At 67.4% G+C, this 22,040-nt stretch carries 14 protein-coding genes; 1 reads left to right on the forward strand and 13 read right to left on the reverse strand.

The window, feature by feature from the left end:
- The first annotated feature begins 64 nt into the window (after positions 1-64).
- Complete coding sequence (locus AN216_RS12045; protein WP_170843101.1) at positions 65-811, forward strand: 4'-phosphopantetheinyl transferase family protein; 747 nt, start codon at positions 65-67, stop codon at positions 809-811.
- On the opposite strand, the gene AN216_RS12050 is transcribed toward AN216_RS12045, so the two are convergent.
- From AN216_RS12050 to AN216_RS12110, 13 genes are all read right to left on the reverse strand, one after another.
- The gene (locus AN216_RS12050) at positions 780-2,123 is read right to left on the reverse strand and encodes an NAD(P)/FAD-dependent oxidoreductase (RefSeq protein ID WP_079166510.1); all 1,344 of its coding nucleotides are present in this window, start codon (positions 2,121-2,123) and stop codon (positions 780-782) included. The two genes, AN216_RS12045 and AN216_RS12050, sit on opposite strands and share 32 nt — an antisense overlap.
- Positions 2,124-2,199: 76 nt before the next feature.
- Positions 2,200-2,472 carry a hypothetical protein gene (locus AN216_RS12055; protein WP_070196662.1) on the reverse strand — a complete coding sequence of 91 codons (273 nt, stop codon included), beginning with the start codon at positions 2,470-2,472 and terminating at the stop codon, positions 2,200-2,202.
- Between the two features lie 58 nt (positions 2,473-2,530).
- The gene (locus AN216_RS12060; RefSeq protein WP_079166511.1) at positions 2,531-3,373 is read right to left on the reverse strand and encodes a thioesterase II family protein; all 843 of its coding nucleotides are present in this window, start codon (positions 3,371-3,373) and stop codon (positions 2,531-2,533) included.
- Positions 3,374-3,388: 15 nt separating this feature from the next.
- Positions 3,389-4,270 carry a 3-hydroxybutyryl-CoA dehydrogenase gene (locus AN216_RS12065; protein WP_070196664.1) on the reverse strand — a complete coding sequence of 294 codons (882 nt, stop codon included), beginning with the start codon at positions 4,268-4,270 and terminating at the stop codon, positions 3,389-3,391.
- Positions 4,267-5,265 carry a 3-oxoacyl-ACP synthase III family protein gene (locus tag AN216_RS12070; protein WP_070196665.1) on the reverse strand — a complete coding sequence of 333 codons (999 nt, stop codon included), beginning with the start codon at positions 5,263-5,265 and terminating at the stop codon, positions 4,267-4,269. The genes AN216_RS12065 and AN216_RS12070 overlap by 4 nt, the downstream gene beginning before the upstream one ends.
- Before the next feature lie 55 nt (positions 5,266-5,320).
- Positions 5,321-6,649 (reverse strand): crotonyl-CoA carboxylase/reductase, encoded by a 1,329-nt coding sequence (gene ccrA / locus AN216_RS12075; protein WP_070196666.1) that lies wholly within the window; start codon positions 6,647-6,649, stop codon positions 5,321-5,323.
- A gap of 29 nt (positions 6,650-6,678) precedes the next feature.
- Complete coding sequence (locus AN216_RS12080; protein WP_079166512.1) at positions 6,679-15,195, reverse strand: type I polyketide synthase; 8,517 nt, start codon at positions 15,193-15,195, stop codon at positions 6,679-6,681.
- A complete protein-coding gene (locus AN216_RS12085) occupies positions 15,192-15,746 on the reverse strand; it encodes a flavin reductase family protein (RefSeq protein ID WP_070196668.1) in 555 nt (184 codons plus the stop codon). Before AN216_RS12085 ends, AN216_RS12080 begins: the two co-directional genes overlap by 4 nt.
- Positions 15,746-17,215: an amino acid adenylation domain-containing protein gene (locus tag AN216_RS12090; protein WP_070196669.1), complete on the reverse strand. Its 1,470-nt coding sequence runs from the start codon at positions 17,213-17,215 to the stop codon at positions 15,746-15,748. Before AN216_RS12090 ends, AN216_RS12085 begins: the two co-directional genes overlap by 1 nt.
- The gene (locus AN216_RS12095) at positions 17,212-18,354 is read right to left on the reverse strand and encodes an acyl-CoA dehydrogenase family protein (protein WP_070196670.1); all 1,143 of its coding nucleotides are present in this window, start codon (positions 18,352-18,354) and stop codon (positions 17,212-17,214) included. Before AN216_RS12095 ends, AN216_RS12090 begins: the two co-directional genes overlap by 4 nt.
- A gap of 44 nt (positions 18,355-18,398) precedes the next feature.
- Entirely contained in the window at positions 18,399-19,712 is a 1,314-nt protein-coding gene (locus AN216_RS12100; protein ID WP_244502432.1) for a cation:proton antiporter, read from the reverse strand.
- 159 nt (positions 19,713-19,871) lie between these two features.
- Complete coding sequence (locus tag AN216_RS12105; protein WP_139140908.1) at positions 19,872-20,267, reverse strand: hypothetical protein; 396 nt, start codon at positions 20,265-20,267, stop codon at positions 19,872-19,874.
- Between the two features lie 66 nt (positions 20,268-20,333).
- Positions 20,334-22,022 (reverse strand): NAD(P)/FAD-dependent oxidoreductase, encoded by a 1,689-nt coding sequence (locus tag AN216_RS12110; RefSeq protein WP_070196672.1) that lies wholly within the window; start codon positions 22,020-22,022, stop codon positions 20,334-20,336.
- Positions 22,023-22,040: the final 18 nt, after the last annotated feature.

Raw genomic sequence — 22,040 nt, forward strand, 5'->3', positions numbered from 1 at the left:
CGTACCCGGACCCGTCGGCCCCTGGTTTCCGGTCCGCGAGAGCCTGCGGCGGTACGGAACGGCCGTGGCGTACGGCTGGGAGCTCGAGTGGTTGCCGCCGTGCCCGGATGAGACCGAGCTGCGCGGCCTTCTGGGTGGGCAGCTGCCCCGCTATCTGGAACTGACTCACCACCGCGCGCGGGAACGCTATCTCGCGTCCCGGGTCTTCTTCCGGCACATCGTGGCCGTGGCTCTGAGCGCCCCTCCGGAGAGCGTGGACATCGGGTACATGCCGCACGGGCGTCCGTACGTCCGTGGCTGCGGCGAACTCGAAGTGAGCCTGAGCCATTCAGGCCCCTTGCAGGTCGCCGCGGTCAGCCGGGTCGGCCGCATCGGCGTGGACGCGGAAGCCGCCGACCGACCGCTGGACGGCAGTGGGTGGGACCAGAGCGTGTGCACCCCGCAGGAGCGCGTCCTGCTGGCCTCGTTACCGCCTGAGCACCGCAGCGCGGAACTGGTGAGGATGTGGACGCTGAAAGAGGCGTACAGCAAGGCGATGGGACAGGGGATGCGATATCCGTTCGAGCGGCTGGGCTTCTCCCGGTCCGGCGTGCCGGAGCGGTCGCTCGGGGAGGACGGCGACTGGCACCCGTTGGAAGGCTGGAACTGTGCCACCACCCTGCTGGAGGGGGCTCGGCCCTACCGGGTGAGCTGGGTGCACCAGCGGCGGGAAGCGGCTGGCACCGCCTCCGCCGGCTGGCCGGCGGAGGCGGTGCTGATGGCGTTGTCACACGGTTCCCTCAGAAGGCAGGCGCGGTGGCGGGCGCCTTGAGATCACCCAGATACGGGTGCCACAAGTGGTTGGGGTCGTTCTCCACTGTCTCGACCACCTCGCGCATGGCGGCGAGAGCCTTGGGCTCCTCGTCGTCGTATACGTCACCCTGCAGCAACTTGAGGACGTCCAGGCGGTACCGAGGGTCCTGGACGAACGCGGTGAAGAGGATGTTGAGCCGGTAGTAGATGGAGATGAACTCGTACCAGTTGCGCACACCACGGCGGAGTTTCGCCTCGTATGTGGCGAAGCGCGCCTTGGAGAAGTCGCCGGCCTCCGCGGCGGCGATGATGTCCTGGCTGGCTATCCGGGCGCTGTTGAGAGCCACGCTCACACCGCTGGAGAAGATCGGGTCGACGAACCGAGCGGCGTCCCCGACGAGCAGAAAGTTGTCGCCGGCGATCTGCGTCATGCCGTAGCTGTAGTCGCCCTCGGTCTTGAATGGTCGCGTCTGCTCGGCGTTCTTGAGTACGTTGAGCAGCGCGGGACGGCTGCCCACGGTGTCCCAGAAGAACTTCTCGCGGTCGCCGCCGGTTTCCTGGAACCGGCGCTTCTGACTGACAACGCCGACCGACGTGATCGTTTCCGTGATCGGGATCTGCCACACCCAGGTGTCGCTGACGGGCAGGAAGTGGACGAAGATGTAGTCGGCCTGTTCCTTGTCGGCCGTGAGAGCTTGGCGGTCGATTCCCTTGAACCACGAGTGCACCGCGTACTGGTTGAACACCTGGTCCGCCACCTTGAACTTCTGCTGCGTTCCCAGGTGCGTACGGCGGCCGCTGGCATCTACCACCATGCGGACGGGAATGTTGACGCTTCTCCCGCCTACTTTGGCCTCGATCTGCGGTATCTCACTGTCGAAGTCGACCTTGCCGGCCCGCACGCCCTGGAACACCTTGGCACCCAACTCTTCGGCGTGCTTGAGCAGGATCTGGTCGAACTTGCCGCGGTCCACGTGGTACGTGTGGTCACGCTCCACCCCCTCCTGACTGCGTTCGTTGAACATGACGCCGGCCCCGCGGAAGTCGTGGGTCAGCCCACGGAATCCCATGTGGTCGATGTCGCGGTCCTCGGCCGAGGTCCAGGCCGCCCCGTACTTCTTGGGGAATCCCGCTTCCTCGACCTTGGACATGGCGTCGATCTCAAGCAGTACGGGGGTGGTAGCCGGTACGAGTGACTCCCCGACGTGCTCCCTCGGGAACACCGCGCTCTCGAAGACGGCCACTGAGAGACCCGCCTTGGCGAGGTAGGAGGCCATGGTCGAACCCGCCGGACCACCGCCGATGATTCCGACGTCGAACTCTGCGTCCACTGTGTTCTCCGTTTCGCTGGGCGCCCTTCGCCCGAGGTGGATGTCCTGTGCTCATTGCCGAGGATTCGAAGCGGGGTTACGCCGCCTCGTCCGTGAGACCGCACACCATATTTGTGATGGCTGTCACGTTGGTGAAATTTTTCGCGGTGAGATGGGTTGGCGGAACGACTACTCCGAGGTCTGTCTGGATGAAATTGATCAGCAGTGAGGTGTTCATCGAGCTGAGTACACCCCATTCCAGCAAGGGGGTGTCGCCGGACAACTCAGAGACATCGCTTCCGTCCAAGAAGTTGTCACCGATGTACTTGCTGATGACCTTGCTCACTACGTCGCGGTCGGTCACGTCCATTGTTCTTCTCCCTGGGTAAGGTGAATTCCCGGATGTCTTCTCGAAATGGTCAGGTGTGTCAGAGTCCGCTGGGTGCCAGGCTCGTCGTGTGCGCGGGTTCAGCGGCCGGCGCGGGTTCCGAAGTGTGTATGAGCCGTCGTAGACGAGCCGCGAGCATGGTTCTGAACTCCTCCTCGTCCAGTAGGAAATGGCCGCTGGAAAGCACCGACATTTGGAATTCCGCCGTTGTCTCGTGTGCCCATTCGAACACCTGCGGTAGCTCGATGAGCTTGTCCCGGCGACCGGCGTAGACAGTGAGTGGAACCCGCATCGCCGGCCCTGGCGACCTGGTGTATGTCTCCGTGAGGCGCAGGTCGTGGCGGATGGCCGGAAGGTATGCCCGCAGTAGTTCCGGTACAGCGAGCAGTTCCGCGGGGAGCCCGCCATAGTGGGCGAGTTCGGTGATGAGTTGGTCGTCCGTCAGTTCGTGCATCGGTCGGTGTGAGAGCGTTCCGGTAGGGGAGTTCCGTCCCGCTACCAGCAGTGCTCGGGGAGGAGTACCCAATCGGCATAGCTGTCGGCTTAATTCGAATCCCAGAATCGAACCGAAGCTGTGCCCGAAAATGGCGAAACGTTCGGTGTCCGCGGACCGGACCGTGGGGAGGAGTCCCGCGACCAGCTGGTCGAGATCCTCGTCCAGTGGTTCTCGCAATCGAGTTCCATGGCCGGGTAACTCCAGTGGCACCACCCGGCACCCGCGCGGAACGAACGATTCCCACAACCGGTACGGAGTCGCACTGCCTCCCGCGTGCGCGAGGCAGTAAAGCGTCAGTTGTTCTTCGGCGGATGATGGCGGCACTTGGGTAGATCTCCTTTCCGATGCCCGTCGACTAACATCGTTGGCAGGCAACAGCGCTGGCATGGGATGCGCACGGCGCTAGGTGTAGGTGTAGAAACCGCGGCCGGACTTCTTGCCGAGTAGTCCGCCTTCGACCATCCGACGCAGCAACGGCGGTGGCGCGTAAAGGGGTTCCTTGAATTCCTCGTACAGGGCGTTGGCGACCGAGGCGATGACGTCCATGCCGATGAGGTCCACCAGTTTGAGAGGACCGATCGGATGACCACAGCCGCGCCGCATGCCCTGATCGATCACTTCCGGCGTGGCGAAACCCGACTCCACCATGCGCACCGCGGACAGGAGATACGGCACGAGCAGGGTGTTGACCACGAAGCCTGTCCGGTCCGTGGAGCGAATCACTTCCTTGCCGAGCGGTCCGGTCAGGAAGTCCGCGGCGCGATCCACCACGGAAGCGTCCGTGTGCAGTGAGGGAATCAGCTCGACCAGCGGAACGGTCTGGGCCGGGCTGAAGAAATGGACTCCCAGCACATGGGTCGGCCTGTTCGTCGTCCGGCCCATCCCCATGATGGAAAGGGACGAGGTGGTGGACGCCAGCACCGCTTCGGGGTCTTCCACGATCTTGTCGAGCTCGGTGAAGAGCTCGGTCTTCACGGCACGGTTCTCGGTGATGGACTCGATCACGAACTGGCGGTCCGCCAGGTCCAGCAGGTCCGTGGTGAAGTGGACCCGTTCCAGACAGGCCAGCACCTCGTCCTCGGTGATCTTCCCCCGGTGCGCGGCGTTCGCCAGGGAGTCCTCGAGGCGAGCCCGGCGCTGCTCGACGGCACTGGGTGAACGCACCGTACCGACCACGTCCAGACCTGCACGTGCGCACAGCTCGATGATGCCGAGGCCCATCAGCCCGCAACCGACGACGCCGATCCGGTGTATGCTCGGGCAAGCGGACAGATGTTCCGTCATGACGCCCCCGACCAGCGCATCAGGCCGGCACCCAGGGACATCCCGCCCCCGAAGGTCCCGAGCAGGACGAGGTCGCCGGCACGCAGGTCACCCGCGCGGTGGGCCACGTCCAGGGTGACCGCGGCAGAGGCGCTGCCCATGTTCCCGTAGCTGTCCAGGGTGCGGTGGGTGAGCGCGGCGCCCAGACCGGCCTTCTCGACGAGCTGCTGCAGCAGGATGCCGTTGGGCTGGTGTGGTACGAAGTGGTGGATCTCTTCAAGGGCGACGTCACAGCTCGCCGCCAACTCCGCCGCCAGTGGTGGGAAGTGTTCCATGACGAAGTCCCGTACCCCTCGCCCCTCCATACGGAAGAAGTGACCGCCCTCCGCCAGGGTCGCCTCGGAAGTGGGGATCCTGCTGCCGCCCGCCTCCACTCGGATGAGCCGCTGCGCGTCGCCGCGGCTGGCGAGGCGGAAGTCGATGAAGCCCGCGGAATCGGGGACCGCGGAGACCACTGCCGCTCCGGCACCGTCTCCGAGTAGCACGGCGGTTCGGCGATCGGAGAAGTCGAGGCAGCGTGAGTAGATATCTGCCGCGATCACCAGGACATGGGCGGCGGGGCGCTGCGCCACCAGGGCGCGCGCCAGCTCCAGTCCGTAGACGAACCCGCTGCAGACCACGTTGATGTCGAAGCACGCGGCGTTCGCGGCGCCGATCCCGTCTTGCACCAGGTAACTGGTTGGGGGTTGGGGCGAGTCACCGGTCGAGGTCGCGAGGATGAGGTAGTCGAGTTGCTCGGCTTCCAATCCGGCTTGTTCCAGCGCGTTCTCGGCGGCCTGGATTGCCAGATCGGATGTCGCTTCGGACGGCGCCGCGTAGCGGCGCCCCCGTATCTGGGTCTTCCGCTCGATCCATTCGGTCTCCACTCCGACCCGGGCAGCCACCTCCTCGTTGCTGATCTCCTCCTTCGGGACGTATGAACCGGTGCTCAGAATGCCGATATCTTGCCTGGCCATTGCCAGTCCCCTCTCTTCCACTGGTGAGGAGGTGCCGCGCGCTGTCGGAAGACGGCTACACGGCATCCCTCAGGGTGGTGAGCCGTTCCTCACCGATGCGGTCCCGCAGGTCGGGGTCGTTGATGCCGGTGCCGTTCCGCGGAGCCAGGCACCGCACCCCGACCTTGCCGATGTGCGCGTTGCGCTGGACCAGCCGCACGGCTTCACCCACTTCCTCCAGCGGGTAGACCGTGGAGAGCACGGGGACCAGCTTTCCGAGGCTGAACAGGCGGCTGCACTCGGCTTGTTCGTGGAGGTTGGCGGCGTGGCTGCCGATGATCCGCTTCAGATTCATCCACAGGTAGCGGTTGTCGTACTCATGCTGGTACCCGGTGCTGGAACCGCAGGTGATCACGGTCCCGCCGCGGCGTACGACGAACACGGAGACGCCGAAGGTGGAGCGTCCGACGTAGTCGAAGGCGATGTGCGGATCCTCACCGACCTCCGCGCGGATGAGCTGGCCGAGGCGTTTGCCCTGCTCGATGGTTCGTTCCGGGGTGAGATCCCCGCCGATGCCGATCTCGGACCGGTTGATCACCACGTCACAGCCAAGCCGGCGCAGCAGCTTCTCCTTGTGCTCCGAGCTGACTACTCCGACGGGGATGCCGCCCGCGTTCTTCACGAGCTGCACGGCGAAAGCGCCGAGTCCTCCCGTCGCGCCCCAGATGAGCACCACGTCACCGAGCCTGACCCGGGCGCCCCGCTCACTGATCAGCATGCGGTAGGCGGTGGAGGCCGTCAGCATGTTGCTGGAGGCTTCCTCCCAGGTCAGATGGCCCGGTTTGGCGAGTAGTTGGCTCGCTCGTACGACTGCGTAGTGCGCCAGTCCGCCGAAGTTCGTTTCGAATCCCCAGGCGCGCTGGCCAGCCCCTAGCATGCCGTCGGCGTGCGTGGCGGGTTCCTGATCGTCGACCTGGATACAGGTCGCGACGACATGGTCACCCACGCGCCAGCGCCGCACCCCCGCACCAGCGCGGACGATCACTCCGGCGGCGTCAGAGCCGAGGACGTGGTACGGCTGGTCGTGGCGTGCCGCGTAGTCACTCTCCTTGCCGAAGCGCCGCAGGAAGTTGAAGGTGGGCAGCGGCTCGAACATCGCGGACCAGACGCTGTTGTAGTTGACGGCACTGGCCATGACGGCGACCAGAACCTCGTCGGGGGCCAGTTCCGGCATGGGTACCCGACCGACCCGCAGTGACTTGCGTACGTCCTTGTCCTCGACCCCGGCGAACATGCCGGTGTCCTCCGCCTGTACGTGCGCGGCGAGATAGTCGCGCGGCACCTGTTCCCGTTCCAGTACCTCAGGTGGCGCACCCGCGACAACGGCGTCGGCCAAAGCGTCCATGGTCCTTCCCTTCTGAGATTCGTCGTCGATCAGGACGAGGTTCGGTTGATCAGCTCGTCCGCCGCGGCGAGCTCTCCCTCAAGCAGAGTGAGCAACTCGTCGTTCGACCCGGCGGTCTTGGCACTCGGCCGGGTGCCGGGTGGTGTGGGGGCGGCGCTGGTGGGGGGAGCAGGCTGTGCCGCTTCCGCCGGGTCCGCCGCGGCCTCCTCCAGGCCCAGCACCTCCGTGGACAGATGGCGTACGACGGCGGCAGAGGTCGGATGTTCGAACGCCAGCGTCGCCGGGAGATCGCAGCTGAAGCGGCGCTCCAACCGAATGCGCATCTCCAGGACGGTGATGGAGGTCATGCCGATCTCGAAGAAACCTTGTTCCGGTCCCAGTTCGTCGGCGTTGTCCAGCCCGAGGACGGCCGAGACCTCCTCGAGGACGTAGTCGAGCAGGAGATCGTCGCGGTCTGGCGTCGATAGCCCCCTCAGCCGGTCGAGCAACTCGCTCTGACTGGTCGGTACGGCGCTCGCCTCGGCCGCCAGCTCGTCGAAAAGAGGCCAGGGCAGCGCCTGCTGATACAGGGGAAGGAGTAGGCTCCAGTCGGCCAGGGCCACCGCCGACAGGGCGTCGTCTCCCGCCATCGTGTGGTCCAGGAGTTCAAGGGCGTCCGAGGGGGCAAACGGTTCCAGGCCGCTTCGGGTCATCAGGCCCGCGCTGGTCTTGTCCAGCAGGCCGGTGCCGTCCCACGGTCCCCACGCGATCTGCCGAACCGGGAGGCCCAGCGAGTCCCGGTGCTCGGCCAGCGCCGCGAGGAGGGCATCCGGTGCGGCCTGCCGGCCGGAGCCGACCGCTCCCCACAGCGAGGCGATGGAACCGAAGATGACGAAGAGGTCGAGTTCGAGTCCCTCGGCGAGGCACTCGTCATGCAACGCCCAGGCACCCAGGGCCCGTTCGCCGATGAGTGCGGCCAGCTCGTCCGGATGCGGCGGCGCGGCGTCGGCAGCGTCCAGATTCCAGTCGGTGCCGATCCAGACCACACCGGCGACGGGGGCGTTCCGTTCCTCCGCCTCCTTGATCAGTCCCGTCACTCGGCCTGGTCCCGATCCCTCGTCTCCCGCTACCGGTGGTCCTGCCGTCACCACGTAACCCGCTCCACGCTCCTTCAGCCAGCGCTCGACGTGTCCAGCCAACTCCGCGCCGTCCCCGAAGACGAGATACGTCCGGTCGGTGCGCAGCGCCTGCTGTTCCAGCAGCGGCTCGGACGGCGCGCAGCGGATGACGCGGGCAGCCAGCCTGCGACCGTTGCGAAGAGCGACGTGGTCCTCGTCATCCGTGGCCAGGAGCTCCGTGAGGATGACCGCAGCGTCCACCCCGGCGTCGTGGACCAGTGGATCCAGGTCGACGGCGCCGCCCCAGACCGCAGGCCGTTCCACTCCCGCGATGCCCGCGAGGCGGATCACGGGAGCACGCAGCGGCGCGGGCAGCTCGCCCCTCTCCGGCCGCGTCCCACCTCGTGTGACGTAGGTTACGCGGGCCGGGTCCGCGCAGGCACCGGTGACCACATGTGCGGCGGCGGCCACGGCGGGCACCGACGCGGCGGTCCGGGCCGCCGCCAGGAGCGACTCGTCATCCGTGACCGCGTGATCGGGCAGGTCGAGCGCGGTCAGGTGCACGATGCCGCGCACCGAGCCCGTCGGCATCCGACGCAGCGTCTCGGTGAGTCGTTCGGATAGTGGCGCTCCTTCCTCCGGTACGAGGGTGTGTACGGTGTGCCCGGAGTGGCGCAGCAGATCCGACAGTTCGTCGGCGACGCCACCTCGGTCGGCCAGCAGCACCCATCCCGCCGCCTCCGTGCGGCTGGCGGGTGGCTCGGCCGGGTGGGGCCGCTCGGGCCAATCGATTCGGTAGCGGCTCTGCGCGGCCCGCTGGCTCTCCTCGGCGGTCGGCACCCGTTGGGGTGCCGGTTCCAGGAGCACGTCCCGCAGTTCGGCCAGCACCTCACCCTCGGGCGTGGTCATACGCAGCTGGGCCTGTGGCCGACCGCCGTGCTCTGAGCCGCGCCAAGCGACGATGCGTACGCGGTCACCCGGCGTCCCGTGCACCGTGACGGAGCCGACGCGGCTGAGCGCCAGTCGTTCCTCGTCGTCGCCGACCACCAGCCGCGGTAGCCGAAGTGCCGTTTCAAGCAGGTCCGGACCGCACAGCCACCGCTGTGTCGCGGGGCGGAGCTCCACCTCGACCTCCAGGGCGTCTTCGCCACGGCGCATGGCGAGGACACGGGGCGCGCGGTCCCCGGCGGTGGCGCACCAGTCGGTGAGCCGCTCATCGGGTTGGGCCCAGGCCGCGGGCAGCCCATCCTGCGGGAACGGTGCCGCGTCGCCCTTGCCGGGCAGCGAACCGCCGGTGGCCGCCGTGCGGAACCGGGTGCCGTCGGCTCGTCTGGTATGCAGCGCGAAGTCGCAGGCACCGGCCGGCCCGGGGGTAAGTACCAGCTGCGCCACCACCGTCTCCTGTGGCGTCACGAAGCACGGATGCCCGAGGTTGACGTCCACGAGTCGGCACGGCTTGCTGCCGTTCCCGGTGACGGCGGCCAGAGCCATCTCGAGCCACCCCGCCACGGGCAACCGTGCGGCCGCGCCCGTCTCGGCCGCGCCGAGCCGTTCGGCCAGGTCGCCGTCGATCTCGGCTTCCATGATCCGGGAGCCCTCTGGACCTGTGGTGAACAGCTCGCGGAGGAGCAACGGGTGGCTGTTCGCCGTACTCGTCGCCGGGCCCACGGCTGGCGCCGTCTGGTGTTCGACCCAGTAGCGTTTGTGCTGCCAGGCGTAGCTCGGTGTGGTGACGAGTCGGCCGCCATCAGGGTGCAGCCGCCGCCAGTTGACCGAGCGGCCTTCGACATGCAGCTTGCCCAGAGCGCTGAGCAGCGCCTCGCGGCCGTCGGTGTTCCGCGTCAACGACGGCACCAGCAGGGCGTTGGTGATCCCTGCGGCGTCCAGCTCGTGCTCGGTCGGCGTCAACTGCAGAGGATGCGGAGACAGTTCGATGAAGGTGTCATAGCCGTCCGCTATGAGCGAGCGTACCGAGTCCGCGTACCAGACCGTCTGCCGTAGGTTGCGGCCCCAGTACTCGGCGTCCGGCGGAGCGTCCATCCGGGAGCCGAGCAGCGACGAGTAGAGCGGGGTGCGCGGGGCGACCGCCGTCAGCTCGGCAAGACGATCCACCAGCCTTGCCCGGAGCGGCTCGACCAGCGGGCTGTGCGCGGGGGCGCCCGCCGCGACCCTCCGGAAGAAGATGTTCTTGCGCCGCATCCGCTCCTCGACCTCGGCCAGGGCGCTGATCTCGCCCGAGATGACCGTGGACCGGTAGCTGTTGACCACAGAGACACAGAGCCGGTCCTCGTAACCGGTGAGCTCCTCGGCGGTGTCCTCGGCGGCTAGGCCGATCATGGCCATGGCACCGGTGCCCATGAGGTCCTTCAGCACCTCGGTGCGGTGAACCATGACGTCCACGGCCTGCGAGAGGTCGAGCGCACCGGCGCACAGTGCCGCGGACACCTCTCCCATGCTGTGGCCGGTGACGGCGGCTGGCTCCACCCCGAGTTGCCGCCAGAGTTCCACCAGCGCGTACTGGACGCTGAACAGCAGGAACTGATGGTCCAGCTCGGCCCCGGGTTCCGCACCCTCGGAGAGGGTGTCGGCGACCGACCAGTCCAGATGGTGACGCAGCTCCGCGTCGCACGCCTCGATCGCGTTTCGGAAGACGGGCTCGTGACGCATCAGGTCCTGGCACATGCCCCGCCAGTACGAGCCATGCCCGGAGAACACGAACACTGGGCCTCGCCGCGGCGGTTCGCCCGCCTGCCCGACGCTGATACCGGGGGCACTCTCGCCGCGCTGGAAGGTGTCGAGCCGCTCGGCGAGCTGTTCCCTGTCGTTGCCCACCGCCACGAGCCGGTGGTCGAGGTGGCCGCGGCGCAGCGCCGTGGTGTAGGTCAGGTCGGCGAGGTCCGGGTGTGGACCAGCGTCGGCCGTGAGCAGTTCGCCGTATGCTCGTGCCTGCGCCTCCAACGCCGTCCGGGTCGCGGCGGACAGCGGTAGGACGAATGTGCCCTCACCGATGACGTCCTGTGCCACCGGTTCCCGTTCACGCCCGTCCCGCGCGGGCTGAGCCGACGGCGCCTCGCCGAGCACCACGTGCGTGTTGGTGCCGCTGAAGCCGAAGGCGCTAACTCCGGCGACTCGCCGCCGGTCGCGGGACTCCCACGCCACGGGCCGGGTCGGCACGTTGAGAGGGAGGCTGTCCCAGGGGATGTCCGGGCTCGGATCCCGGAAATGCAGATGCGGTGGGATCTGGCCGTGCCGCAGCGCCAGGACGCTCTTGATGAATCCGGCGACGCCGGAAGCCGCCTCCAGGTGGCCGAAGTTCGTCTTCACCGAGCCGACCCAGCAATGTTCGCTCTCTCGCCGCTCTCCCAAAACGGCACCAAGCGCCTGCAGTTCGATCGGGTCGCCGAGCGGTGTGCCTGTCCCGTGGGCCTCGACGTAGCCGACCTCGTCGGCGCGCACGTCCGCGTCGGTGAGCGCGGCGCGCAGCAAATCCTCCTGGGCCGGGCCGTTTGGCACGGTCAGGCCGCTGCTCGCGCCGTCCTGGTTGACGGCTGAGCCGAGGATGAGCGCCAGCACGTCGTCGCCGTCGGCGCGCGCGGCCGACAGGGGTTTGAGGACGACGATGCCGCACCCCTCACCGCGGGTGTAACCGTCCGCCGCGGCGTCGAAGGTCTTGCACTTGCCGTCCGGGGCGAGCGCGCCCATGGCGCTGGTGGAACGGTGGATGGTGTCGTTCAGGATGAGGTTGACACCTCCCGCGACCGCCACCTGGCTCTCGTTCGAGCGCAGGCTCTGCACAGCCAGGTGGATGGCGACGAGCGAGGACGAGCAGGCGGTATCCACGGCCAGGCTCGGCCCGTTGAGGCCGAGCAGGTACGACAGCCGTCCGGTGGCGGCTGTGAAGGAGTTACCGGTTCCGTAGAAGGCGTCGATGTTGTCCGGGTGGCGGGTGACGATCTGGCCGTAGTCCGTGGAGTTCATGCCCAGGAAGACGCCCGTGCGGGTGCCCGCCAAGGTGTTCGGGGGTAGCCCCGCATGCTCCAGCGCCTCCCAGGCGACTTCCAGGAACAGCCGCTGTTGCGGGTCCATCACACGCGCTTCGCGGGGCGAGACGCGGAAGAACGGCGCGTCGAACTGGTCCACGCCGTCGATGAAGCCGCCCCGCCACAGCCCGGCTCCTTCGAACCGGTCCTCGGGAATGGTGCGGATGGCGTCCACACCTTCGCGCAGCATCTGCCAGTACGCCTCGGGTCCCGCGGCTCCCCCGGGGAAGCGGCAGCCGAGGCCCACGACGGCGATGGGCTCCGGGGCGACGGAGCCGTCCGGTTCCGGCAGGCGCACGGCGTTAGGCAGCGTCCCCACCTCTCGCAGCGGAATGGCCGCTGAGGACTCGTGCGGCGGGGCGGCCTCGACCTCGGGAAGCCGTGGCAGCAGATGATCGGTGAGCCGGTCGACGGTGGGATGATCCAGGGCCACGGTCTTGGGGAGTTTCATGCCCAAGGCCCGATCCAGGGACCTGGCCAGCTGCACCGCGCCCAGGCTGTCCATCCCCAGTTCGGCGAATCCCTGGCCGCGCTTGACCGCGTCGCCGTCCGCGAACCCCAACGCTCGGGCGACTAGTTCGCTGACAAGTTCGGCCAGTGCCGTGGCGTCGTACGCGGCGGCCGGGCTGCCGGCGGTCGCGGCCGTCGGCTCTGGCAGGGTCTCGACCGGCGGGGGCGCGGTTCGGGGCGCGGCGTCCGTCTCCGATTGCGGGAACCACAGTCGCTCCCCCTGCCAGGGGTAGGTCGGCAGCAGCTTGCTGACCTCCCCATGACGCGGATTGACGTGGGTGAAGTCGGTGCTCACACCCTGCGAGTAGAGGATGCTCAGGGCGGTTCGGGAGGTGCGTACGTCGTCCGTCTCGCGTCGCAGCGACGGCACGATGACGCCCTCGTGTCCCCGCTCCTCCAGCTCCCGGGTGATCGGCTGCGCCAGCACGGGATGCGGCCCGATCTCGACGAACATGCGGTGCCCGGCCCGAATCGCCGCTCCGACGGCGTCGGCGAACCGCACCGGCGCGCAGATGTTTCGTGCCCAGTGCTCCGCACCGAACGGCGGCAGTGCGCCGTCGTGCGGGTCCGGCACCGTGGTGAACATGGGGAGGGCACACTCGTCTGGCTCGAGATCGCTCAGGACGTCGGCCAGCTCCTCGCCGTACGGGGCCAGCCCGGGGGTGTGGAAGGCGTAATCCCCGGGCATCCTGCGGCAGTCGGCACCCCTCTCACGCACCGCCTCGACGAACGCGTCAACCGCGGACGGCTCACCAGCGATCACGGTATTGTCTGGACCGTTGACGGCCGCGATGTGCAACCGCCCGTCGTAGGACTCGAGGAGGCTGACCACCTCCGCCTCGGATAGCGTCGCCGAAGCCATCCGGCCCTGTCCCACGACCGTCTGCAGCAGCCGGCCGCGGTGTACGACGATGCGTACCGCGTCCGCCAGCGACAGCGCCCCCGCCACGTGCGCGGCGGCGATCTCTCCCATGCTGTGCCCCACCACAGCCCGCGGTCGCACACCCCAGGAGTCCCACAACGCCGCCAAGGCGACCTGGACCGAGAACACGACCGGCTGGGCGACCTCGGTGTCGATGAGCCGGGACTCCTGAGAGTCGGCGGTCAGCTCCGCGACGACCGACCAGCCCGCGAGCGCGGAGATCAGCGCGTCGCACTGCTCCAGGCGCTCGCGGAAGACGGGCTCCTGCTCCCAAAGCCGCCGTCCCATCCCCGGCCATTGACTGCCCTGACCGGAGAAGACGAAGCACACCCCGCCCGGCTTGCCCGGGTGCTCGTCGGCCGCCGCGTCGGCCGAGGCGTCCCCGTACCGCAACTGAGCGTCCAGCTCGTCGGCCAGTTCGGCGGCGTCGGCGCCGACGACGGCGAGCCTGCGCTGTGCGTGATGCGTACGGCGCCGGGAGGCGGTGTCGACGTAGGCGGCAAGGATGTTCGCGCTCTCCGCACCGGAATCCTCGGCCAGCTGTGAGAGCCGGGCTTGGTGCGCGGCAGCCAACTGGCGCAGCGCCCCGCCGTCGCGCGCGGACAGCGGCAGCACCAGGTGCCCTCCCGTCCCATGGGCGGGGACCGCGGTCGTGGGACGCGCGGGGGGCTCCTCGACGATCACGTGGGCGTTGGTGCCGCTGAGGCCGAAGGCACTCACGCCCGCGGTCCGCGGCCGGTTCGCGCTGCTCGGCCAGGGCAGTGGCGCCGATGAGGACGAGGCTCGGAGCCCCCACATGTCCCAGGCGATGCCCGGATTGGGCGTCTTGAGGTGGAGTTGCGGTGGGATCTCGCCGTACCGAACCGCGAGTGACGCCTTGAGTAGTCCCGCTACTCCGGCTGCCGCGTCGGTGTGCCCCAGATTGGACTTCACCGAGCCGACCATCAGCGGCTCGTCCTGCGGCCTGCCGCGCCCGAGCACATGGCCGAGCGCGTACATCTCAATCGGGTCGCCCAGGGGGGTGCCGGTCCCGTGGGCCTCGACGTAGCCGATGTCGTGCGGATCCATGCCGGCACTGCGCAGCGCGTCCTGGAGCAGTTCCTGCTGGGCCTCGGTGTTGGGCACGGTCAGGCCGACGCTGTGCCCGTCGTGGTTGACGGCGGAGCCCCGGATCACCGCGAGTACGTCGTCTCCGTTGGTGAGCGCGTCGCTGAGTCGCTTGAGGATCAACACGGCGCAGCCGTCGCCTCGTACGATGCCGTCCGCGTCCGCGTCAAAGACCTTGCAGCGACCTTCCGGGGACATCGCCCCGGCCTGGCACAGGAACATCGTCAGTTCGGGGGCGAGAAGCAGGTTCACGCCTCCCACGAGCGCCGCGTCGGACTCCCCGAGAAGCAGGGACTGCCGGGCCAGATGTACCGCTACGAGCGAGGAGGAGCAGGCAGTGCTCAGCGAGATGCTCGGGCCACGCAGCCCCAGGTGGTGAGAGAGCCGGCCCGAGCTGAAGCTTGGCTCCTTGCCCGACGCGTACCACGGGTCGACCCCGGCGACGCCGGCCTGCTGGGAGTGGAGGAGGAAGTAGTCTGCGCCGAGCCCGCCGGTGAACACGGCGGTACGGCTGTCGGCGAGCGTGTGAGGCTGAATCCCGGCGTCCTCGAGCGCCTCCCAAGCGACTTCGAGGAGCAGTCGCTGCTGCGGGTCCATCTGTCGCGCTTCCCGAGGAGGGATGCCGAAGAAGGCGGCGTCGAACGTGTCCGCCTCCGGCAGGAAGCCGCCCCAGCGGGAGTACATGGTGCCGGGGGTGCCGGGCTCGGGATCGTAATAGCGCTCCATATCCCAGCGGCTCGGCGGTACTTCAGTGATCACGTCAGTGCCGCTGCGCAGCAGTTGCCACAGTCCCTCGACCCCGGTGCCGCCACCGGGGAAGCGGCATCCCGCGCCGACGATGGCCACGGCTTCTGCTTCGTTGGCCCTCATGATTCCTCCGTGTGTGACGGCCCGAGACGGAGTAGCTGCCCGTAGTCGCCGCGCCAGAAGGCCAGGGGCCGGCGTTCCCCTTCGATGCCTCCGCCGACGATCCTGCCGACGATGAGGGTGTGGTCTCCGCTCGTCACGGACTGCGTCAGTAGGCACTCGGCGTGCGCCACCTTGGGTTCCAGCAGTGGCATTCCGGTGACCTTGCCGGGCTCCCAGCCGAGTGCCGCGAACTTCGTCCTGCTGTCGGACGCGAACAGGTTGGATATGCTCTCGCCCTGTTCGCTGAGGAAGTTCACCGCGAACCGGCGGGTCTCAAGGATTGTTCGCAGGGTGCCGCTGCGGTTGCTGACCCCGGACAGCAGCGTCGGCGGTGTGGCGGAGACACTGCAGACAGCTGAGCACGTGAAGCCCTTGGGACCCTCACTGTCTAGTGTGGTAACCACGCTCACCCCACTGACGAAGGAGCCCATCACGGAGCGGAAGGTCTGCCGGTCCACGGAATCGGGCAGCGGATTGCCGTAGAGTCGCTGTCCGGCGGCGGGCGTCCCCATCACAGCTCACCTGCCTTGAGGTCGGCGGCGAGCTGTCGTCGGTCGATTTTGCCGTTGGGTGTTCTGGGTAGGTCGTCGCGGACCGATATCCGGTCCACGATCATGTAGGTGGGAAGACGTTCCGCGCAGCGGCGCTTGACGGTGAGGAGCGAGGGAGCCTGCTCGCCGGAGGAGAGCACGAGGGCGGCGTGCAGCAGCGCGTCCACGCCGGAACCGACCACCACCACCGCGGCATCGGCGACGGAGCCCATCGAGGTGAGTGCCGCCTCGATTTCGCCCAGTTCGATGCGGTGGCCGCGGATCTTCACCATGTGGTCGCGCCGGCCGACGTAGTGGAGCGTCCCGTCCTCGTCCTGGCGCGCGGTGTCTCCGGTGCTGTACGGGCCCTCCTGCCGTTCCCGCCCCCAGTAGCCGAGCATCACCGTTGGCCCGGAGACGACGAGTTCTCCCTCGTCCGCGGCGCCGTCGGCCGCCAGCAGCACCGTGTCACCGGAGCAGGCGTGGCCGATCGGCAGCGGGGTGTCGCGCTCCAGGTCGCTCTCCGTGACCTCGTAGGACGTACACACGTTGGTCTCGGTCGGGCCGTACCAGTTGAACAGCCGTACCTTGGGCCAGCCTCGGCGCAGCTCCTGCACCTGGGGGAGGGCGAAAGGCTCCCCGGCGAACACACAGGCACGCAGTCCGGTGGGCGGGTCGTCGAGGAGTCGGCCGTCACGCATCATCAGGCTGAGCGCCGACGGCACCGAGTACCAGATGGTGATGCCCTCCTCGTGCAGGAACCGCACGAGTTGGGCGGGTGCGTACGCCATGTCCTCAGGTATCAGATGCACTGAGGCACCGGAGAGGAACGCCGCGTAGAGGTCGAAGATCGAGAGGTCGAAATTGAACGGGGCGTGGTTGGACAATCGGTCACCGGGACCGACTTCGAGTTCTGCCGCCGCCCATTCGACGAACGCCAGCGCGTTGCGATGGCTGATGCATACCCCCTTGGGCGTACCGGTGGAGCCGGACGTGTAGAGGATGTAGGCGGGGTCATCGGGCTCGCTCCGGTACGGCGGCGGTGGAGTCTGGGCCGCGTCGTTCGCCAGGAGGTCCGGGAAGCTCGTGAGGCGCTCGCTCCAGTCGGCATCGGTGGCGCGTTCCGCGGCTTCGCCGTCCGCCACGATGAGGGTGGGGTCCGCGCTGTCCACGATCAGCGACAGCCGGGCAGGCGGGTTGGAACCGGTCACGGGGACGTATATCGCGCCGATCCGCAGCGCGGCCTGCATCACGGCGACCGCGGCCACGCACTTATGGCTCCAGATGATCACCCGGTCCCCGGGGCGCACTCCGCGGGCAGCCAGCGCGGTGGCGTAGCGGTCGGCGAGCCTGTCGAGATCGGCGTACGTGGCGCGCTCCTGGGAACTGGCCACGGCCAGGGCTTCCGGCCATGTCCTTGCCGAATCGATGAGCAGCTGGTACAGCCTCATATCCCGAGCTCCCTGGTGATGATCTCGTGTTGGATGTCGGAGGTTCCGGAAAAGAGCACCGAGGGAACCGTGTCCCGCAGCGCGGCCTCGATGCGGTCGGCACGCTGGTAGCCGCGTCCGCCGAAGACCCGTACCGCGTCCAACGCGCTGCTCAGCGCGCCTTCGGAGACGGCCAGTTTCGACAGCGCGATGGACAGCGTGGCGGGCAGGCCCTGCTCCATCTCCCAGCAGGCGCGGTAGAGCAGTAGGCGTGCGCTCTCGGTCCGCAGCTTCATCTCGGCGATCCGATGGGAAACCGCTTGGAAACCGGTCAGTCGACGACCGAACTGACGTCTGGCGCGGGCGTGTTCGACGCACTGGTCGACGAGGCGATCCATCAGGCCCACGTATCCGGCGAACAGGCAGGAGCGTTCCCACCCCATGGAGTGCTGGAAGATCGTTCCGCCCTGCCCAGGTTCACCGAGTGTCTCCGTGTCGGAGACGAAGCAGTCGTTGAACCGCAAGGTGCCCGCGGGGCACTGCAGCAGGCCCATCTTTTCCATGGGCGCACCGACGGTAAGGCCAGGCCTGTCGCGGGTTACCACGAAGCCGGTGATGCCGAAGTGCCCGGCGTTCGGGGCGGTGGTGCCGTACGTCACGAAGAGGTCCGCCTGGGGGCCGTTGCTGACGAAGCTCTTCTCGCCGTTGAGGAGCCAGCCGCCGGAGGTGCGGTGCGCGGTGACGGACAGCTGGGAGACGTCGGAACCGGCGTCGGCCTCCGTCATGGCGTTGCCCGCTATGAGCTCACCGGTGCATATGCCGGGCAGAACCTGATCGCGGAGTGCCTCCGAACCGAAGTCCACGACGGGCATGGCGCAGGCGAACAAGTGGGCGCTCGCCCCGAAGACCAGGCCGGTCTCGGCGCACCCGCGACCCAGCGCCTCAACGTGGTGCGCGGTGTCCAGTGCCCCGAACCCGCCTCCTCCGTAGCGGGTCGGGATACTGAGCCCGAGCAGTCCCAGCTCGCCCAGGCGCAGCCAGTCCTCGCGCTGGTAGTGGACCGTTGCCTTCGACGTGTCTTCGAACGGGAATGCCGAGCGTACGTCGGAAAGTGTCTTCTCGTACCGGGCCAGTTGGTCGTCATTCCAGCCGAAGTCCATGGTTCGTTCTCTCCTGCTCGGCGATTGATGGGAGCGCTGCGCGGTCAGCGTGATCCAGCGGAGGGGACGGTCGTACGTCCCGCTCGCCGGGCGCCGGGCACCGGGCGGGCGGCCGTGGGGCGGCGAAGGGTGCGGGACAGCAGCGGGGAAGTCATGGCGGTGGTGACGAGCGCCATCATCACCATCGCGGTAAACAGTTCGGTACTGAGCAGCCCGAGGCCGAGACCAACGTTGAGGATGACCAGTTCGGTGAGGCCCCGGGTGTTCAGGAGCAGGCCGAGCGTGTAGGAGTCGTGCCAGCTCATGCCCGTCAGGCGGGCGGAGATCAGTACACCGCCGAGCTTTCCCACGCAGGCGACCACGATGATCAGGACCGTGTGCGCGGCGCCGGTGGCGGTGAGGGAGGTCAGGTCCACGGAGAGCCCGGTGACCACGAAGAAGATGGGGAGCAGCAGCTTGCTCGTGTGCTCGATCGGGATCAGCGCCGACTGGCGTAGCAGTTCTTGTTTGTCGTTGCGAGGCATGACGAGGCCGAAGAAGAACGCCCCGAAGATGGCGTGTAGGCCGATGTGCGAGGTGACGTACGCCGAGGTGAGGGCTCCGGCAGCGGTGAGGAGGGGTATTACGGGTGCAGCCGCGGTGCTGGCGCGGGCGGACGCGGAGGCCAGGGCGGGCCGGACCATTCCCAGCATCACGCCGACGTAGACCACGCCCCATCCGATGACGCCCAGGAACGTGCCCGCGCCGGACGCGGAGGCCAGGGCGACGACAACGGCCAGTAGGCACCAGGCCAGAATGTCGTCCAGTGCGGCGAGCGCTAGCGCGCAGTTCCCGACACGGGTGTGGTGCAGCTGATTGTCCGTGACGATACGGGCCAGGACCGGGAAGGCGGCGATCGATATGGCGGTACCGAGGAAGAGGGCGAAGTGCGGGAACGCAACCTGCTCGCCGTCCGCCGTTTGGTAGGAGCTGTACAGGAGAGCGGCCAAGGCGAATCCGAGGGCCATCGGCAGCGCGGCCGCGCTCAGCCAGATGGTGCCGGTCGCGCGGCGTCGGCCTCGCAGAGCGGTGTGGTCGAAGTGCCAGCCGATGGTGAACATGAAGAGGAGCAGGCCCACTTGGGCAGCCACGTTCAGAATTGGCCGGATCTCCGGGGGGAAGAAGTACTCGGGCAGGTTGCCGGGCAACAGCCCCAGCAAGCTCGGTCCCAGACAGATCCCGGCGGTGATCTCACCGATGACCGTAGGCTGGCGCACGAGGCGCGCGAGGGCGGTGAAAGCCGCTCCGACCACGAGCACCAGAGCGATACCACCGAGGGTGGTGAGAGTGATCCACTCCGTGTGTTCAGCGCTCATCATGCAAGATCTCCGCTGGTCAGGTGAACCGGGAAGAAGCCGATGTTCGACAGGACGGACGCGCTTGGGCCTACCAGGCCGAGCCCTCCCCCGCAGGGCGGTGGACATTGAGCGGGCTGCGGAGGGTTCGTCGGTGAACGGCTTCCGCAGCCCGCGGCTCCCTCAGAACTCGGTGATGTCGGCGAGTTCCTTGACCATCGCCTGGTACTCGGGACGGCCGACGACGTTCATCATGATCGGGAGCTGGTCCTTGCCCCCGTCGACCGTGACCTGTCCGGACGCGGCGGCCTCGGGCGGTGTCAGCTCGAGGCGGTGGAGTCGCACGCTCACCTCGTAAGGCATGGTGACGGCGAATGAGGGATCGTCGATGACTCCCTCACGTACATCCGCGATGCGGCCCTGCTCGATGATGAGTCCGTATCGGACCTCGCCACGCTGCGGAACATCCTTCACCAGGTACTGGATCCGCAGATCGGCATCGGGCAACTCCGGAAGCTTCGCGCCGAGCTCCCTTATCATTTGGAATGACTCAGAGGACAGGAACTTGACTTTTTCCACTGATCTTCTTTCCTCTCTATTCGATGTTTCTGCTGGAAGTTCGGTTTGTATTCTCTGCGGATCCGCTCAGAAAAGTCGGCGCCCGCGAGCTCCGGTCTTCGCCATCTCGATGGCAACGCCGCCGATCATGTCCTTGATGTCGGCTGGTGCCTCGCGTGCGAGCCAAATCCCCATGCGGGCGAGTTTAGCCGGTGACGGGCGGAGAAAATGGACGTTACGGTCGGCGAAACCCGGCCCCTTGGGAATGTAGTCGGCGCCCTCGAGTTGACGGTATAGCTCATCCGCTGCCGTGGCGCTCGATATTTCCTGCTTCTCGAACCGCTGGCACTGATCGACCATGGAGTCGAAAAGCTTTCCGTACTCGGCGTGGTCGGGCCACCACAGTCCCACGTTCGGTACGTCTTCGAGCTTTTTGAGGATGTCGACGTTGCCCGTCCTGCGGAACTGGGACAGTGCGCGCTGGAGCCGGAACCCGCCCACAACGGAGCCGAACGACCAGATGCGGAATACCGCGGTCCACAGCTCGTAGTGGTCGAAGGATATGAATGCGCTGTTGACGAGCTTGTCGTTGTAGTCGAGCAGCCCCTGCTCCAGCGTGGAGACGTACTCGAACTTCTCTGCGGAAAAGTCGTTGGTGCGTAGTGCGTCAAGCAGTCGCCAGGACAGCGCGTTGATGACCTCCACCGTATTCGAGATGCCACGGGAGAAGAGCGGGTCCAGGAAGCCGGCGGCATGCGACATCAGGCACCAGCGAGCCCCCACGGAGTGCCGGGAGGAGTACTGCAGTCGATCCGTGGAGATCCAGGGGCGGACCGACTTGGCACTGGAGAACTGGCGCTCGACTGCCGGGAAGCGTGAGGCGAACTCCCGGAACTCGTCCCCCGGACTCAACCCGGTCTTCGGGTACTTGCGCGGGTCCATGGTGAGGCCCACGCTCACCAGCGGGTTCTTCGACCCCGGGTGGTTGTTGAACGGGATCGCCCAGAACCAACCTCGATCGAAGGTGTGGTGCATCGTCCCTGAGTTCCAGGGGATGGGGGGCCGCTCCGCCTTGGCGTGACGCAGCACCTCGTCCGTGCTCTTCACGTCGATCATGTGCGTGAACAGGGAGCGCGAGTGATGCGCGAAGCGGCAGGGGTTCTCACGCAGGTCGAGCTTCTCGGCCAAGGGTGAGCGGAACCCACTGGCGTCCACCAGATACCGGCCGCGGATCTCGGTGCCGTCACCACCGATGACAGCGACACCGTCGTCGGCGATATCGACGTCCTCTACGCGGAAACCGAGCCGCGTGGTGCAGCCATAGCGCACGGCCGCGTTGAAAAGATACGCGTCCGTGTCCTGCCGGAACAGATGACCGGAGCGGTTGAGAATGCCCGGCGTGCTGAACTGGGTCCCCTCGCGCGGATTTGGTTCGTTGCCCTCGGTGTGCCGCAGGAAGCCGAAGTGCCGCTTCTGCCCGAAGGAGGTACCGATGTCCCTGTTGCAGTCCTTGTACGAGGAGAGCGTCGCGATCTCAGGGACGCCGTAACGCTCAGAAAGGATACGCAGTCCGAGCAGGGTGTACGGGATCATGGACTCGCCCACCGCGAAACGTGGGTGCGAGCCGGCATCCACAATTACTACGCGCGCTCCATTGCGTGCAAGAATTGCTCCGAGGATCGATCCGGCAATGCCGGCACCGAGGATTATGACGTCATGCTCCGGATTGTTGAGCAGCGTCGGTGATTTGTTCTCTGGGTCCTGCTCTTGTCGCATGGGAATCTCCTCGAGAGG

The sequence above is a fragment of the Streptomyces oceani genome, assembly GCF_001751245.1.
Classification (GTDB): Bacteria; Actinomycetota; Actinomycetes; order Streptomycetales; family Streptomycetaceae; genus Streptomyces; species Streptomyces oceani.